The 16005-nt window shown below is 66.7% G+C and carries 16 protein-coding genes; 14 read left to right on the plus strand and 2 right to left on the minus strand.

The genetic code is table 11. The features are described 5' to 3' along the window. Positions 1-57: 57 nt before the first annotated feature. Positions 58-1386: an MFS transporter gene (locus EBMC1_RS02785; RefSeq protein WP_003040213.1), complete on the minus strand. Its 1329-nt coding sequence runs from the start codon at positions 1384-1386 to the stop codon at positions 58-60. A 188-nt stretch (positions 1387-1574) separates the two neighbouring features. Here EBMC1_RS02785 and cyoA point away from each other — a divergent pair, with 188 nt between their 5' ends. The 13 genes from cyoA (at position 1575) to EBMC1_RS02850 (ending at position 13606) form a co-directional block, all read left to right on the plus strand. After that, positions 1575-2759 (plus strand): ubiquinol oxidase subunit II, encoded by a 1185-nt coding sequence (cyoA, locus tag EBMC1_RS02790; protein WP_040589168.1) that lies wholly within the window; start codon positions 1575-1577, stop codon positions 2757-2759. A gap of 20 nt (positions 2760-2779) precedes the next feature. Next, complete coding sequence (gene cyoB / locus EBMC1_RS02795) at positions 2780-4789, plus strand: cytochrome o ubiquinol oxidase subunit I (RefSeq protein WP_003040220.1); 2010 nt, start codon at positions 2780-2782, stop codon at positions 4787-4789. Between the two features lie 3 nt (positions 4790-4792). Beyond that, on the plus strand, positions 4793-5422 hold the full coding sequence (cyoC, locus tag EBMC1_RS02800; RefSeq protein WP_003040224.1) for a cytochrome o ubiquinol oxidase subunit III: 630 nt from the start codon (positions 4793-4795) through the stop codon (positions 5420-5422). After that, on the plus strand, positions 5419-5799 hold the full coding sequence (gene cyoD, locus EBMC1_RS02805) for a cytochrome o ubiquinol oxidase subunit IV (protein WP_003040226.1): 381 nt from the start codon (positions 5419-5421) through the stop codon (positions 5797-5799). The genes cyoC and cyoD overlap by 4 nt, the downstream gene beginning before the upstream one ends. Beyond that, on the plus strand, positions 5796-6521 hold the full coding sequence (locus EBMC1_RS02810) for an SURF1 family protein (RefSeq protein WP_003040229.1): 726 nt from the start codon (positions 5796-5798) through the stop codon (positions 6519-6521). Before cyoD ends, EBMC1_RS02810 begins: the two co-directional genes overlap by 4 nt. Beyond that, the gene (locus EBMC1_RS02815) at positions 6518-7825 is read left to right on the plus strand and encodes an ATP-binding protein (protein ID WP_003040231.1); all 1308 of its coding nucleotides are present in this window, start codon (positions 6518-6520) and stop codon (positions 7823-7825) included. The genes EBMC1_RS02810 and EBMC1_RS02815 overlap by 4 nt, the downstream gene beginning before the upstream one ends. Continuing rightward, complete coding sequence (locus EBMC1_RS02820) at positions 7822-8352, plus strand: response regulator transcription factor (RefSeq protein WP_003040234.1); 531 nt, start codon at positions 7822-7824, stop codon at positions 8350-8352. The genes EBMC1_RS02815 and EBMC1_RS02820 overlap by 4 nt, the downstream gene beginning before the upstream one ends. Positions 8353-8468: 116 nt before the next feature. After that, a complete protein-coding gene (locus tag EBMC1_RS02825) occupies positions 8469-9020 on the plus strand; it encodes a thermostable hemolysin (RefSeq protein WP_003040237.1) in 552 nt (183 codons plus the stop codon). 1 nt (position 9021) lies between these two features. Next, entirely contained in the window at positions 9022-11076 is a 2055-nt protein-coding gene (locus EBMC1_RS02830; RefSeq protein WP_003040239.1) for an AMP-binding protein, read from the plus strand. Beyond that, positions 11063-11818: an SDR family NAD(P)-dependent oxidoreductase gene (locus EBMC1_RS02835; protein ID WP_003040242.1), complete on the plus strand. Its 756-nt coding sequence runs from the start codon at positions 11063-11065 to the stop codon at positions 11816-11818. The genes EBMC1_RS02830 and EBMC1_RS02835 overlap by 14 nt, the downstream gene beginning before the upstream one ends. Positions 11819-11840: 22 nt before the next feature. Beyond that, on the plus strand, positions 11841-12485 hold the full coding sequence (locus EBMC1_RS02840; protein WP_003040245.1) for a tetratricopeptide repeat protein: 645 nt from the start codon (positions 11841-11843) through the stop codon (positions 12483-12485). Between the two features lies 1 nt (position 12486). Then, complete coding sequence (locus tag EBMC1_RS02845) at positions 12487-13107, plus strand: class I SAM-dependent methyltransferase (protein WP_231292852.1); 621 nt, start codon at positions 12487-12489, stop codon at positions 13105-13107. Between the two features lie 46 nt (positions 13108-13153). After that, on the plus strand, positions 13154-13606 hold the full coding sequence (locus tag EBMC1_RS02850) for a potassium channel family protein (protein ID WP_003040251.1): 453 nt from the start codon (positions 13154-13156) through the stop codon (positions 13604-13606). A 4-nt stretch (positions 13607-13610) separates the two neighbouring features. On the opposite strand, the gene EBMC1_RS02855 is transcribed toward EBMC1_RS02850, so the two are convergent. Further along, a complete protein-coding gene (locus EBMC1_RS02855) occupies positions 13611-14519 on the minus strand; it encodes a hydroxymethylglutaryl-CoA lyase (RefSeq protein WP_003040254.1) in 909 nt (302 codons plus the stop codon). Positions 14520-14656: 137 nt separating this feature from the next. Here EBMC1_RS02855 and EBMC1_RS02860 point away from each other — a divergent pair, with 137 nt between their 5' ends. Next, positions 14657-15823 (plus strand): CaiB/BaiF CoA transferase family protein, encoded by a 1167-nt coding sequence (locus tag EBMC1_RS02860; RefSeq protein WP_156000907.1) that lies wholly within the window; start codon positions 14657-14659, stop codon positions 15821-15823. Positions 15824-16005 lie beyond the last annotated feature (182 nt).

A 16005-nucleotide genomic window follows, 5' to 3' on the forward strand; every position in this document is an offset into this window, starting at 1 on the left:
CGGTCCCTGTCACCGGCCGCGCGCGCCGCGGCGGCCGGACAAATTGTCTCAGGCCGATCAGCCGATGGTGCGCGCCAGTTCGCGGTTGAGCCACAGGGCGACAAGCGTGCCGACCGCGCCCGACAACAGATAGCCACCCGCGGCGATCAGGCCGAAGCTGCTCGACAGCCAGAGCGCGACCATCGGCGCGAAGCCCGCGCCGAACAGCCAGGCAAGGTCGGAGGTGAAGGCCGATCCGGTGTAGCGGTGCCGCGGAAGGAATTCGGACGAGAGCGCGCCCGACGACTGGCCGAACGACAGGCCGAGCAGCGCGAAGCCGAGGATCATGAACACCGCCTCACCCGCTTCGCCCGCGTCGAGGAGTTGCGGCGCGAAGCCGCTGAACGCGGCGATGGCGGCGGCGGTCGCGCCAAGCACGGTGCGGCGGCCGAAGCTGTCGGCGAGCCGGCCCGACGCGATGATCGCGAGCACGCCGACGAACGCCGCCACCGCTTCAATCATCAGGAAGCGCGCCGGTGTTTCCTCGGTAAACAGGAACACCCACGACAGCGGGAAAACCGTGACCATGTGGAAGAGCGCAAAGCTGGCGAGCGGCGCGAAGGCGCCGGTCAGGATGACTTTCCATTCCGACCGCACCGTTTCGGTGAGCGGCGCGGGTTCGAGCGACTTGTCCTCGAACAACGCGGCATATTCGGGCGTGACGACGATGCGCAGCCGGGCGAAGAGCGCGACGACATTGATCGCGAAGGCGACGAAGAAGGGATAGCGCCAGCCCCAGTCGAGGAAATCCTGCGCGGGCAGCGCCGAGATGAGGAACATGAAGAGCAGGCTGGCGACGATCAGGCCGAGCGGCGCGCCGAGCTGCGGGATCATCGCATACCAGCCCCGCTTGCCCGCGGGCGCATTGATCGCGAGCAGCGAGGCAAGCCCATCCCACGACCCGCCGAGCGCCACGCCCTGGCCCATGCGGAACAGCGCGAGGAGCAGCGCGGCGCCTATACCGATCGATTCATAGCCGGGCAGGAAGGCGATCGCCGCGGTCGATCCGCCGAGCAGGAACAGCGCGGTCGTCAGCTTTGCGCCGCGGCCATAGGCGCGGTCGATCGCGGTGAAGATCACCGTGCCGACGGGACGCGCGACGAAGGCGAGCGCGAAGATCGCGAAGGACCAGAGCGTCCCCTGCAGCGGATCGAGCTGCGGAAAGATCAGCTTCGGGAACACGAGCACCGATGCGATCGCATAGACGAAGAAGTCAAAAAATTCCGACGTGCGCCCGATGACCACGCCGATGGCGATCTCTCCGGGCGCGATCGGATGGCCGTCATCGTGAAGCGCGCGGGCGTCCCGTTCGGCCTGGGTGGTGGTGGGCGCGGTATCGGCAGACATGGGTAGGCGGTCCTGCATCGGGCGCCGCCGCCGGCATGCGCGGCGGGCATGCACGGAGGGATGGCGCGAGTCGGGTTATAGGGCGCGGCGCCCCTTCATGAAAATGCCCCTGCGTCATTGATCGCGATCAAGGGATTGGACAAAATGTCCTATGTGCGGTGCAGCAAAGCGGGCCTAGGCGCGCCGCCATGCCAGAAAAGCTCTCCCGTCCGTCCACCCGATTCCGGTTATTGCCGCTGCTCGCGGCGTTTCCGCTGCTCGCCGGTTGCAACATGGTCGTGCTCGATCCTGCAGGCGACGTCGCGCAGCAGCAGGGCAATCTGATCCTGGTTTCGACCGTGCTGATGCTGCTCATCATCGTGCCGGTGATGGCGCTGACGATCTTTTTCGCCTGGCGCTATCGCGCCGCGAACAAGGCGGCGACCTACAAGCCCGACTGGGACCATTCGACGCAGCTTGAGCTGGTGATCTGGGCCGCGCCGCTGCTCATCATCATCTGTTTGGGCGCGGTGACATGGGTCGCGACCCATTTGCTCGACCCCTATCGCCCGCTCGCGCGCACCGCGCCGGGCCAACCGGTCGCGGCGGCGACGCAGCCTATCGACGTGCAGGTCGTCGCGCTCGACTGGAAATGGCTGTTCATTTACCCCGAACAGGGCATTGCTACGGTAAACGAGCTGGCGCTGCCCGCGCATCATCCGGTGCGGTTCCGCATTTCGGCATCGTCGGTGATGAACAGCTTTTACATCCCCGCGCTCGCCGGCCAGATTTATGCGATGCCGGGCATGGAGACGAAGCTCCACGGCGTCTTCAACCAGACCGGCGACTTCACGGGCTTTTCGGCCAATTATTCGGGCGCCGGCTTTTCGAACATGCGCTTCGCGGTAAAGAGCCTCGACGATGCTGGTTTCGCCGCCTGGGTCGCCGCCACAAAGGCCGAGGGCAAGACGCTCGACCGCAACGCCTATCTCGCGCTCGAAAAGCCCAGCGAAAGGGCGCCGGTTCAGCGCTTTGCGGCGGTCGAACCGCAGCTTTTCGACGCCGTGGTCAACATGTGCGTCGAACCTGGCAAGATGTGCATGCACGACATGATGTCGATCGACGCCGCGGGCGGTGCCGGCATTGCGGGCATCCACAATGTCCGCAGCCTTGCCTATGACAAGTTCGCCGCGCGCGGCTCCGAGCCCGGATATTGGGGCAAGCGCTATGTCGCCGCGCTGTGCAGTTCGCCGCTGATGGCGAAGGCCGACACCCCCGACGCCGCCCCGGCGAGCCAGGCGCCGCTGACCGGCGCCGGCCTGCCCAGCCCCGGCAAGCGCGCCGCGCCCGCGCAGACCGCGCTCAACGCCGCCTCGCCCCGCCCGCTTTCCTGATTTTTGTCGCCGAGATCGCCATGACCCCGCACCCCGCCCCCGAAACCGGCCCCTTCCTCGGCCGCCTGTCGCTCGACGCGATTCCGATCCACGAACCGATCCTGATCTTCACCTTCGCTGCGGTGGTGATCGGCGGGCTCGCGGTGTTCGGCCTGATCACCAAATATCGCCTCTGGGGCTATTTGTGGAAGGAGTGGTTCACCACCGTCGACCACAAGCGCATCGGGATCATGTACATGATCCTGGGGCTGATCATGTTCCTGCGCGGCTTTGCCGACGCGATCATGATGCGGTTGCAGCAGGCGATGGCGTTCGGCGGGTCCGAAGGCTATCTGAACGCGCACCATTATGACCAGATATTCACCGCGCACGGGGTGATCATGATCTTCTTCGTGGCGATGCCCTTCATCACCGGCCTGATGAACTATATCGTCCCGCTGCAGATCGGCGCGCGCGACGTCAGCTTTCCTTTCCTCAACAATTTCAGCTTCTGGATGACGACCGCGGGCGCCGTGCTCGTCATGATCTCGCTGTTCGTCGGCGAATTCGCGCAGACGGGCTGGCTGGCCTATCCGCCGCTGTCCGGCATCGCCTACAGCCCCAATGTCGGCGTCGATTATTATATCTGGGCGCTGCAGATCGCGGGGGTCGGCACGACGTTGTCGGGGATCAACCTGATCGTCACCATCCTGAAGCTGCGCGCGCCCGGTATGGGCCTGATGAAGATGCCCGTCTTCACCTGGACCAGCCTGTGCGCGAACATCCTGATCGTCGCGTCCTTCCCCGTGCTGACCGCGGTGCTCGCGCTGCTGACGCTCGACCGCTATCTCGGCACCAATTTTTTCACCAACGACTTCGGCGGATCGCCGATGATGTATGTGAACCTGATCTGGATCTGGGGGCATCCCGAAGTCTATATCCTGATCCTGCCGCTGTTCGGCGTATTCAGCGAAGTGACCTCGACCTTTTCGGGCAAGAAGCTCTTCGGCTATACCTCGATGGTCTATGCAACGATCGTCATCACGATCCTGAGCTACCTCGTCTGGCTGCACCATTTCTTCACCATGGGATCGGGCGCGAGCGTCAACAGCTTCTTCGGGATCACGACGATGGTGATCTCCATCCCGACGGGCGCCAAGCTCTTCAACTGGCTGTTCACCATGTACCGCGGCCGCATCCGTTTCGACCTGCCGATGATGTGGACGGTGGCCTTCATGCTGACCTTCGTGGTCGGTGGGATGACCGGCGTGCTGCTCGCGGTGCCGCCCGCCGACTTCGTGTTGCACAACTCGCTGTTCCTGATCGCGCATTTCCACAATGTCATCATCGGCGGCGTGCTGTTCGGCCTGTTCGCGGCGATCAACTATTGGTGGCCCAAGGCCTTCGGCTTCAAGCTCGACGTCTTCTGGGGCAAGATCAGCTTCTGGTGCTGGGTCGTCGGCTTCTGGCTCGCCTTCATGCCGCTTTATATCCTGGGCCTGATGGGCGTGACCCGCCGGATGCGCGTGTTCGACGACCCCAGCTTGCAAATCTGGTTCGTCATCGCCGCAATCGGCGCCGCGGTGATCGCGGTGGGGATCGCCGCCATGCTCGTCCAGTTTGCGGTCAGCATCTGGAAGCGCGACGCGCTGCGTGACGAAAGCGGCGATCCGTGGGGCGGCCGCACGCTCGAATGGGCCACCAGTTCGCCGCCGCCCGACTATAATTTCGCTTTCACGCCGGTGATCCACTCGCTCGACGCGTGGCACGACATGAAGACGCGCGGCGCCGAGCGCCCGGTCGGCGGCTTCCGCGACATCCATATGCCGAGCAACACCGGCGCCGGGATCATCCTTGCGGGGATCAGCCTGGTGATGGGTTTCGCGCTCGTCTGGCATATCTGGTGGCTCGCCGCGCTGGGCTTCGTCGGCCTGGTCGGCGGCGCGATCGCCCACACCTTCAACTACAAGCGCGATTTCCATATCCCCGCCGCGACAGTGGCCGAGGTCGAGGATGCGCGCACCCGCCAGCTTGCGGCGGCCGGAGCCTGATCGATGAGCAGCACCACCCTCCCCGTCGCGGGCGAAGCGCCCGTCTTCTACGAACTCGACGCGCATCCCCATCCCGAAGGGCACAGCACGATGCTGGGCTTCTGGATCTATCTGATGAGCGACTGCCTTATCTTCGCGATCCTGTTCGCCTGCTATGCGGTGCTCGGCGGCAATTATGCCGCGGGACCGGCGCCCAAGGATCTGTTCGACCTGAAACTGATCGCGCTCAACACCGCGATGCTGCTCTTTTCGTCGATCACCTATGGCTTCGCCGTGCTCCAGATGCAGCAGGGCAAGGTGAAGGGAACCCAGCTCTGGCTGGCGATCACCGGCCTGTTCGGCCTCGCCTTCCTGAGCATCGAGCTTTACGAGTTCCACCATCTGATCGAACTTGGCGCGACGCCGCAGCGCAGCGCCTTTCTGTCGGCCTTCTTCACGCTGGTCGGCACCCACGGGCTGCACGTGACCTTCGGCATCATCTGGCTGGTGACCCTGATGATCCAGCTCGGCAAGCATGGGCTGATCGCCGCGAACAAGCGCCGCGTGATGTGCCTGTCGATGTTCTGGCACTTCCTCGACGTCGTGTGGATCGGCGTCTTCACGATCGTCTATCTGATGGGAATGCTGCGATGAGCGCGAACCACGACAACCACGCCGCCGACCACGCGCATCACGAGACCGAGATGCCGCACGCGTCGATGCGCGATTATGCGATCGGCTTCGTCCTGTCGGTGATCCTGACCGCCATCCCCTTCTGGATGGTGATGACGATGCCGCTGTCGGCCGGTGTGACCGCGGCGATCATCATGGGCTTCGCGGTGGTTCAGATCGTCGTCCACATGGTGTATTTCCTGCACATGACGCCGAAGGCGGAGGGCGGCTGGTCGATGACCTCGCTGCTGTTCACGATCATCGTCGTCGTGATCATGCTGGCGGGGTCGCTATGGGTGATGCACCACCTCAACACCAATATGATGCCGATGCCGCACGACATGAGCCAGTTGCCGTGACCCGGCCGCGCCGCGCGGCCTTTGCCGCGGCGGCGCTGGTCGTGGCGGCGCTGCTCGCGGCGCTCGGCGTCTGGCAGCTCGAACGGCGCGAATGGAAACATGCGCTGGTCGCGGCGGTCGATGCGCGCATCCACGCCGCCCCCGTTCCCGCGCCACCACCGCCCGCATGGCGCGGCATCGACGCGGCGCACGACGCCTATCGCCGCGTCACCGCAACCGGTCGCTTCCGTCACGACCGCGAAACGCTGGTTCAGGCGGTCACCGATCGCGGCGCCGGCTATTGGGTGATGACGCCGCTCGAAACGCCCGGCTTCACGCTGCTCGTCAATCGCGGCTTCGTGCCGCGCGAGCGCCGCGATCCGGCAACGCGCGCCGCGGGTAATACCGCCGGACCGACGACGGTAACGGGACTGCTGCGCGTGACCGAGCCCGGCGGCGGCTTCCTGCGCGCCAATGATCCCGCCGCGAACCGGTGGTATTCGCGCGACGTCGCCGCGATCGCGGCGGCGCGCGGTCTCGGCCGCACCGCGCCCTATTTCGTCGATGCCGATCCGGCGCCGAACCCCGGCGGCCTGCCCGTCGGTGGGCTGACCGTCGTCAAATTCCCCGACAATCATCTGGTCTATGCGCTGACCTGGTTCGCGCTGATGCTGCTTGCGCTGTTTTTTGCCTGGCGGCTGTGGCGTCCGGGCGCCGATGCGTCCAATATGCCGGACGAATGAGCGAAGCCACGGCCCCACCGATCGCGCTTCCGGCGGCCGACGCCGGCCAGCGGAACATGTCGCTGCTGATCCAGCTACGCTGGATCGCGGTCGGCGGCCAGCTCGCGACGATCGAGGTCGTCAACGGGCTGATGGGCATCAAGCTGCCGCTTGCGCCGCTGCTCGGCGCGATCATCGTCCTCATCGCGATCAATCTCGTCAGTCTTGCGCGGCTACGCGGCGGCCATTCGGTCGCCAACCGCGAGCTGACGGCGGTGCTGCTGTTCGATGTCGCGGCGCTGGGGTGGCAGCTCCACCATAGCGGCGGTCTCACCAATCCCTTCGCCTCGCTGTTTCTGCTTCAGGTGGTGATGGGCGCGATCCTGCTCACGCCGCGTTCGTCTTGGGCCGTGGTGGCGGGCGCGATCGTTGCGATGGTCGCGCTGCGCATCGATCCGACGCCGCTCGTCCTGCCGCAACCCTATGCCGCCGATCCGCTGGCGCTCTATCTCAAGGGCAGCCTCGTCTGCTTCCTGTTGATCGCGGTGCTGCTCGTCGCCTTCGTCACGCGGATGAGCCGTAACCTGCGCGAGCGCGATGCGGCGCTGGCCACCGCCAGCCAGCGCGCGGCGGAGGAGGATCATATCGTCCGCATGGGCCTGCTCGCCTCGGGCGCCGCGCACGAACTCGGGACGCCGCTGTCGACGCTTTCGGTGCTGATCGGCGACTGGCGCGCGGCACCGCGGCTGGCGGACGACACCGAATTGCAGGAGGATCTGGCCGATATGGACGCGGCGGTCGGTCGCTGCAAATCGATCGTCAGCGGCATCCTGATGTCGGCGGGCGAAGCCCGCGGCATCGCGCCGCAGCTAACGACCGCGCGCCGTTTCGTCACCGACATCGTCGACGACTGGCGCGCCGGGCGCCTGCCGGGCACGCTCGATTTCAGCGACCGGATCGGTCCCGATGTCGATATCGTCTCCGACCCCGCGCTGCGTCAGGTGATCGACAATGTCATCGACAATGCGGCCGAAGTCTCCCCCGACTGGATCGGCCTCACCGCACTGCGCGACGGCGAGATGCTGGTGATCGAGATCGCCGACCGCGGCCCCGGATTCGATCCGGAAATGCTGGAGACGATCGGCCAACCCTATCGGTCGACCAAGGGCCGCCCCGGCGGCGGGCTCGGCCTGTTCCTGCTGGTCAATGTCGTGCGCAAGCTGGGCGGGCTGGTGAGCGCCGACAACCGCGATGCGGGGGGTGCGGTGGTGCGGATCACGCTGCCGATCGCGGCGATCGCGCGGGGCGAAGGGAGAAGGGGATGACCGAACGGCGCCTGCTGATCGTCGAAGATGACGAAGCCTTTGCGCGGACGCTGAAGCGGTCGTTCGAACGGCGCGACTATGATGTGCGGGTGGCGCATGGGCCCGAGGGGCTGGATGAGCTCCTCGCCGGATTCCATCCCGATTTCGCGGTGGTCGACCTGAAGCTCGGCGCCGCTTCGGGCCTCGGCTGCGTCCAGACGCTGAGCGCCTTTGACCCTGCGATGCGCATCGTCGTGCTGACAGGCTTTGCCAGCATCGCCACCGCGGTCGAGGCAATCAAGCTCGGCGCCTCCTATTATCTCGCCAAGCCGTCGAACACCGACGATATCGAAGCCGCCTTCGGCCGCGCCGAGGGCAATGTCGAGGCGCCGCTCGACGGACGCCAATCGTCGATCAAGACCGTCGAATGGGAACATATCCACCAGACGCTGGTCGAAACCGGGTTCAATATTTCCGAAGCCGCCCGCCGGCTCGGCATGCACCGCCGCACGCTGGCGCGAAAGCTGGAAAAGCGGCAGGTTCGCTGAACGCGGGCACCGCCGGTTCGCCGCCGTTTCGAGGCGCCCTACCGGAAAATTTTCGCATTCCTTTGCGGGGTGCGTGTCATCGCGGCGTCTCATCCCTGTAACATAGGGAGATTGGCATGACGCCAGGCGACGAATTCGGAATGATCCGCCAACGGTATCGCGACTGCTTCGCTGCCGAACTGTCCCCCGGCTTTTCCGACTATATTCATCGTCCCGGCACCGGCGGATCGACCGCCGCGCTCGGCTATGCGCGTGCCACCGATGCGCCCCTGTTTCTGGAAGCCTATCTCGATGCGCCCGTCGAAGAGCTGGCGGCAATTGCACTGGGCAGACCCGTTGCGCGCAGCCAGATCGTCGAGATCGGCAATCTGGCAGCCGTCAATCCGCTGGCGATGATCGCGCTTTGGGGCGCGGCGGCGAACGATCTTGCCGCGCTGGGCGATGTCGCGGTCGCGACGCTGACCGCCCCGCTGCGCGCCATGTTTCGCCGCATCGGCATCCCGATCGCCGCCATCGCCCCTGCCCGCGGCGAGCGGCTGGGATCGGCGGCATCGGCGTGGGGACGCTATTACGATCAGGATCCTTGGGTCTGCGCCGGCGTCATCGCCAACGGGCAAGCCGCCATCAACAGCTTCCTCGAACGCCGCGCCGCGCGGCAGGCGGCCTGACATGACCATATTCGACATTCTGACCGCCCAGGCCGCCACGCGCCCCGACGCCGTTGCCATCGACGCGCTTGACGGCCAGCCGCTGTCCTATGCCGCGCTGCGCGATCGCGTCACGGCGCGTATCGCCGACCTCGCGCCGCGACTGCAACCGGGCGTGCCGGTCGCGTTGCAGCGCGACCATGGCCGCGAAAGCGCCGAACTGGAACTCGCGCTGCTCGCGGCGGCGATTCCGGTGCTGTCGCTTCCCGGCTTCTTCACCGCCGACCAATCGCGCCACGCCACCGGCTTGTGCGGGGCCGTACCCGATCCGACGATCCGTTCCGCCGGGTCGGGCAAGCCCCGCCAGTCCGCGCCCGTCCCCCTCCCCGGTGGGACGGCGCGGATCAGCTTCACCTCGGGATCGACTGGCATGCCCAAGGGCATCTGCCTTTCGGCCGACCATATGCTCACCGTCGCCCGCGCGATCGTCGCCGCGGTCGGGGCCGAGCACGCCGGACGGCACCTCGCGCTGTTGCCGCCGGGCATCCTGCTGGAAACGGTGGCGGGCTTTTTCCCGACGCTGATCGCGGGCGGCACCTATGTCTGTCCGCCGCAGGCCGAGGTCGGGATGGCCGACCCCTTTCGGCCCGATTTCGCCAGGGCGGTCCGCCTGATCGCCGAACAGCGCATCACCTCGCTGATCTTGGTTCCCGAATATCTCGACGGCATCGTTCGCGTCATGGAGGCGGCGGATATCCGCCTGCCGCTGTTGACGCTGGTCGCGGTCGGCGGTGCGCGCACCCCTGTCCCCTTGGTGGAGCGCGCCCGCCGACTCGGCCTGCCCGTCCGGCAAGGCTATGGCCTGACCGAATGCGCATCGGTCGTGTCCCTGCAGGACGCGGGCGATGACGATCCGACGTCGGTCGGCCGGCCGCTTTCGCATATGCAGGCGCGTGTCGCCGACGATGGCGAGATCGTGCTCGATGGCCCGATCTGCCTCGGCGCGGTCGGCGGGGCAGCACCGCACACACCGCTCCACACCGGCGACATCGGCACGATCGACGCCGCGGGACGGCTGCACATCGACGGGCGGAAATCGAACCTGATCATCACCAGTTTCGGCCGCAATATCTCGCCCGAATGGGTCGAGGCTGCCCTCACCCAGCAACCGGCGATCGCACAGGCGATGGTCTGGGGCGAGGGTCGGCCGGCGCCCGAGGCGCTGATCGTGCCGGCCCATGCCGACGCCGATCTGGAAGCCGCGGTCGCCGCCGCCAATGCCCTGCTGCCGGCCTATGCCCGCATCGGTGGCTGGCGCCAAGCCGCGCACTTCACGCCGATGAACGGGCAGCTGACCGGCAACGGCCGCCTGCGCCGCGCCGCGATTGCCGCCGCCTATCTGGACGGTACGCCGGACTTTTTCACCGAACTCGAGGCGCAAACGGTGCGCGAGCGCCTGCGCTTCCTGACCATTCCGCAATTGCAGGCGGGACTGACGGGCACGATCACGCGCGACGTGTACCTCGCCTATCTGGCGCAAGCCTATCACCATGTCAGCCACACCGTCCCGCTGATGCAGGCGGCGCGCGCGCGGCTCGGCGGACGCCCCGCGATCGTGGCCGCGCTCGACGATTATATCGCCGAGGAAACCGGCCACGAGGAATGGATATTGTCCGACATCGCGGTAGCGGGCGGCGACGCCGCGGCGGTGCGCGCCAGCGCGCCTGCGCCCGCAACGGCGGCAATGGTCGATCACGCCTATCGCCGGATCGCGACGGGCAATGCCATGGCCTTTTTCGGCATGGTCTATGTCCTTGAAAGCGTCAGTGTCGCGCTGGCGACGCGCGGCGCTTCGGCGGTCGCGAAGAATTTGGGTCTGCCGCCGCAGGCCTTCACCTATCTGACCTCGCACGGGGCGCTCGATCAGGATCATATGGCCTTTTTCGCGGAGCTGGTGAACGGGCTCGACGATCCCGCCGATCGCGCGGCGATCCTGGGCATGGCGCGCGAGATGTTCGCGCTGTTCGGCGGGGTTTTCGCGGGCATCGAAATGGAACCGGCGCGTGCGGCGGCTTGACGGACAGCGTGTCGCCATCACAGGCGCCGCGGGCGGGCTCGGCGCCCCCGTCGCCATGCTGCTTGCGCAGGCGGGCGCCCATACGATCGGTATCGACCGCAGCGAAAGCGCGGCATGCCACGACAGCATCGTCACCGACCTTTCCGACGACGATGCGCTCGCCGCGCTCGCCGAACGGCTGACGGGCGACACCCCCGACATATTGGTCAACATCGCCGGGGTCATGCGATTCGGCCTGCACGAAAGCCAGCCCGTCGAGGCGCTGGCGCTGTGTTACCGGATCAATCTGCTCGTTCCCGCGGTGCTCGCCCGGGCGGTCGCGGCGCCCATGCGGCGGCGCGGGAGCGGGCAGATTGTCAATATCGGATCGGTGCTGGGAGCCATCCCCTACCCCTGGTTCGCCGCCTATTCGAGCAGCAAGGCGGGACTCGCCGCGTTCAGCCAGGGATTGCGGCGCGAACTGGGCGGCAGCGGCGTCAGCGTGACGCACGTCAATCCGCGCGCCGCGCGCACCGCCTTCAACAATGCCGAGGTCAACCGCTTCCTCGAAATTACCGGAATGAAGGCCGATGCCCCCGAATGGGTCGCGCAGCGGATCGTCGCCGCGATCCTTGCCCGGCGACCGACGCTCAGCATCGGCGCGATGGAGCGGGTCTATGCCGCGCTCAATGCCATTTCGCCGCGCCTGATCGACACCGGCCTCGCGCCGCAGATCCGGCGCGCCCGCGCGGAATTTTCGTGAAGCACGACAAAGGAGTAGCCCGATGAAATTGCAAATGACGCGCGCCGCGGCGGTCGCGGCGATGGTGGTTGCGGCCGTGCCGGCCGTGGTGATGGCCGGTGCCGCCGAAGATGTGAAGTCGATCAACGACGGCTGGGCGCACATCGTATACGAGGTGCACGGATCGAGCACCCAGACCAAGGCACTCGACGCGCTTGCCAAGCAGGCCGCCGTGCTGGTCGCCCGCTATCCCGGCCGCGCCGAACCTTTACTGTGGCAGGGCATCGTCACCAGCGAGCAGGCGAACCGCGCCAACATCTTTCACAAGCTGGGCCTTGCGACGCGCGCGCGCGACATCATCGCCCGCGCCTATGCGCTCGATCCGCACGCCGCCAAGGGCGGCGCGGCAATGAGCCTGGGCGTCCTCTATTACAAGGTGCCGGGATCGCCGATCGGCTTCGGCGACACCGACAAGGCGCGCAAGCTGCTGAAGGAAGCGCTTGCGCAAGATCCGGGCGGGCTCGACGCCAATTATTTCTACGGCGACTTCCTGCTCGATCAGGGCGACAAGGCTGGCGCCCGCGCCTTTCTGCAAAAGGCTTTGCGCGCGCCGCACGACGGCACGCGGCCCGTGTGGGATGCCGGTCGTCGCCGCGAGGTGCAGGCGCTGCTCGCCAAGGCGCGCTGACTTGGCGGCCAGCATGGCCGCCGCCTTCGCGGGACAGCTCGCGCGCCCGCGCGGCATCGCAGGGCGGCTGCTCGGCCGGGCAATGGATCTGGCGAACCGCCGGCCGACGCGGCTCGCGATCGACCTGCTGGCGCCGCGTGCGGGCGAATGCGTCATCGACATCGGGTGCGGGACCGGCGCCGCGTTAGCAGCGGTGCGGCGCCGCGCCGACGTGGACGCTGCGGGGATAGACCCGTCACCCGTCATGGCCGCGATGGCCGCGACCCGGCTGGGGGTGGGCGCCGATATACGCTGCGCCGAGCTTGCCGCGATGCCCTTTCCGCCGGCCTCGTTCGACGCCGCGCTACTGCTTAACATGCTTTATTTCTGCGATCCCGACGGCCGCGACCTTGCGCCTCTCCACCGGATATTGCGCCCCGGCGGCCGCGCGGTCGCCTATGTCACCCACCGCGACACGATGCGCGACTGGTCTTTCACACGCGTCGGCTTGCACCAGCTTTATGACGAGGCAGCGCTGGAGCGCATCTTCACGCGCGCGGGCTTTGCTCAGGATCGCATCACGATCGCGCGCGTCTCAATCACCCGCTCGATTACGGGCTTGCTCGCGCAGGCCGTGCGCTAGGATCAAAGCCGCTTGCGTGCCGACGGCAATCTGGGTGAATAGGCGCATGACGCTTGTCCATCAGCTCATGCTCGCCACGCTCGTCGTCGGGACGACGGTCATCGTGCACCTTGTCGGGCTGGCGATCCTGCTCGCGGTCCTGCGCCGCTATCGCCGCGCCGAGCGCCGTATCCTGATCGTCCTGCTGAACGGTGCCGCGATCCTGGTCGCCGCTTTCGGTCTGTTCGCACTGCACTCGGTCGAGATATGGATATGGGCGGGGGTGTTCCAGTGGCTCGGCGCCTTCGCAGACTTTGAACACGCACTCTATTTCTCAACCTCGACCTATGTGACGATCGGATATGGCGACATCGTCCTGCCGCCCGGTCTCCGCATCCTGGGCGCGATCGAGGGGGCGAGCGGCATCATCCTGATCGGCTGGTCGACCGCCTTCTTCTTCTCGATCGTCGATCGCATGAAATTGCTCGAACGCCATTTCGACGCCGACCACCCCCGCTGAACGCTCAGGACGCCGGAAAGGCGGGCGCCTTGCTGACCATCGCGGGCAGCGGACGCCCCATCACTTCGGTAAACCATGCCGCCGCATCAACGACGTCGGCGAGCGCGAGGCCGGTCGCAATGCCGCTGCGTTCGAGCATATAAACGACATCCTCGGTCGCCACATTGCCCGCCGCACCCGGCGCGAAGGGACAGCCGCCGAGCCCGCCGAGCGAGGCATCCACGACCGTTGCCCCTGCCGCGACCGCCGCCCAGACATTGGCAAGCCCCGCCCCGCGTGTGTTGTGAAAATGCACGCGCACCGGCAGCGGCCCGACCGCTTCGCGCACGCGCGCGACCGTTTCGGCGACCTGCGCCGGCACCGCGACGCCGATGGTGTCGGCGAGCGCGACCTCGCGCGGCTGCGCATCGGCGGCGCGCTTCGCCATGTCGATAACGCGCGCCATAGGCACCTCGCCCGTGAATGGGCAACCAAAGGCGGTCGCGATGGTGATCTGTGCGCTGCGTCCGGCGGCATGGGCAAGCTCGACGATCTCGATCGCCGCCGCGAGCGATTCGTCGGAGCTTTGCCCCTGATTGCGGATGCCGAAAGCGTCGCTGGTGACGCAGACCGCGCCCAGCTCGTCGATCCGCCCCGTCGCCAGCGCGCGCTCGGCGCCGCGCCGGTTCAACACCAGCCCGATATAGGTCACATCATCGCGATCGGGCAGCATTGCGGCCAGCTGCTCGGCATCGGCAAGCTGCGGAACGCGGCTGGGATTGACGAAGCTCGTCACCTCGATCCGCCGCGCGCCATAGGCGATGGCGCGGCGGATCAGCTCGGCCTTGTCGGCCGTCGAAACGACCGCCTTTTCATTCTGCAGCCCGTCGCGCGGTCCGACTTCGACCATTTCGATGCGGGTTTTGCTGGCCATTTTCGCGCCTCGGTTCAAATGCTGTTCAAGCGGGGTTGAAAATTACATAGTATTCTAAGTATAAAGAGTCCATGGGCTGCGTTCGATGGGTCGCCAGCAAGGGCGACATAGAGGATCGGGGCCGCGAAAGGAACGACATGACAGACAGCAACAGCGGCGGGGGAGCGCTGGACGGCCTTCGGGTGGTCGAAATGGGCCAATTGATCGCGGGCCCGTTCTGCGGCCAGCTTCTGGGCGACATGGGCGCCGAAATCGTCAAGCTGGAGCCGCCCGAAACCGGCGACCAGATGCGCCATTGGGGCCAGGGCGACCGCCCGAGCTGGTGGCGCGTCATCGCACGCAACAAATATTCGGTCGCCGTCGACCTGCGCAGTGCGGAAGGGCAACAGCTTGCCCGCGACCTCATTGCCAAAGCCGACATATTGATCGAGAATTTTCGTCCCGGCACGCTCGAAAAATGGAACCTCGACCCCGCAGAGCTGCGCAAGACCAATCCGGGCCTGATCGTCGTGCGCGTATCGGGCTATGGCCAGACCGGCCCCTATTCGGCGCGCGCCGGATTCGGCGGCATCGGCGAAGCGATGGGCGGCTGGCGCGGGATCGTCGGCTATCCCGACCTGCCGCCGGCACGCATGGGCGTGTCGATCGGCGACACGCTGGCCGCGACCTATGGCTGCCTCGGCGCGCTCGCGGCGCTCCATCACCGCAGCAAGACCGGCGAGGGCCAGATCGTCGACTCGGCACTTTACGAGGCGGTGTTGCAGGTGATGGAATCGACCGTCGCCGATTATTCGGCGAGCGGCACCAAGCGGCGGCGCACCGGATCGACCCTGCCGGGCATCGCGCCGTCGAACGTCTATCCCTGCAAGGACGGCGAATATCTGATCGGCGCCAATCAGGACGCCGTCTTCGCGCGGCTGGCTGCGGCGATGGGCCGCCCCGAACTTGCGAGCGACGAGCGCTATGCGACCCACCGCGCGCGGGGTGCGCGGCAGGAGGAACTCGACGCGCTGATCGGCGAATGGACGCGCACGATGACGATCGCCGAACTGGAGGCGAAGATGATCGACGCGAGCGTCCCCGCCGGCCGCGTCTATGATGCCGAGGATATGCTCGCCGACCCGCATTTCGCGGCGCGCGAGGCGCTCGTCACCGTTCCCGACGCCGAATTGGGCGAGGTGACGATGCAGGGCGTCTTTCCCAAATTGTCCGCTACGCCGGGCAGCGTGCGGCGGCCCGCGCCACTGGCCGTCGGTCAGGACAGCGCCGAGGTTCTCGAGCGCTGGCTCGGCCGCCCGGCCTAGGGTCGGAACAAACATCAGAAACGAGCGCGCGAGCGCTTCGACGCCCCAGACACGGGTAGCATAAGTGTTCCCCCGCGAAGGCGGGGGTCCAGTTTCGACACGCAGCGTCGGAGGTCGCGCTGCCGCGCGTCTCTTCGTTGGAACTGGGCCCCCGCCTTCGCGGGGGAACGCATATTCTTTGT

This window comes from Sphingopyxis sp. MC1 (genome assembly GCF_000371385.1).
In the GTDB taxonomy this organism is placed as follows: domain Bacteria; phylum Pseudomonadota; class Alphaproteobacteria; order Sphingomonadales; family Sphingomonadaceae; genus Sphingopyxis; species Sphingopyxis terrae.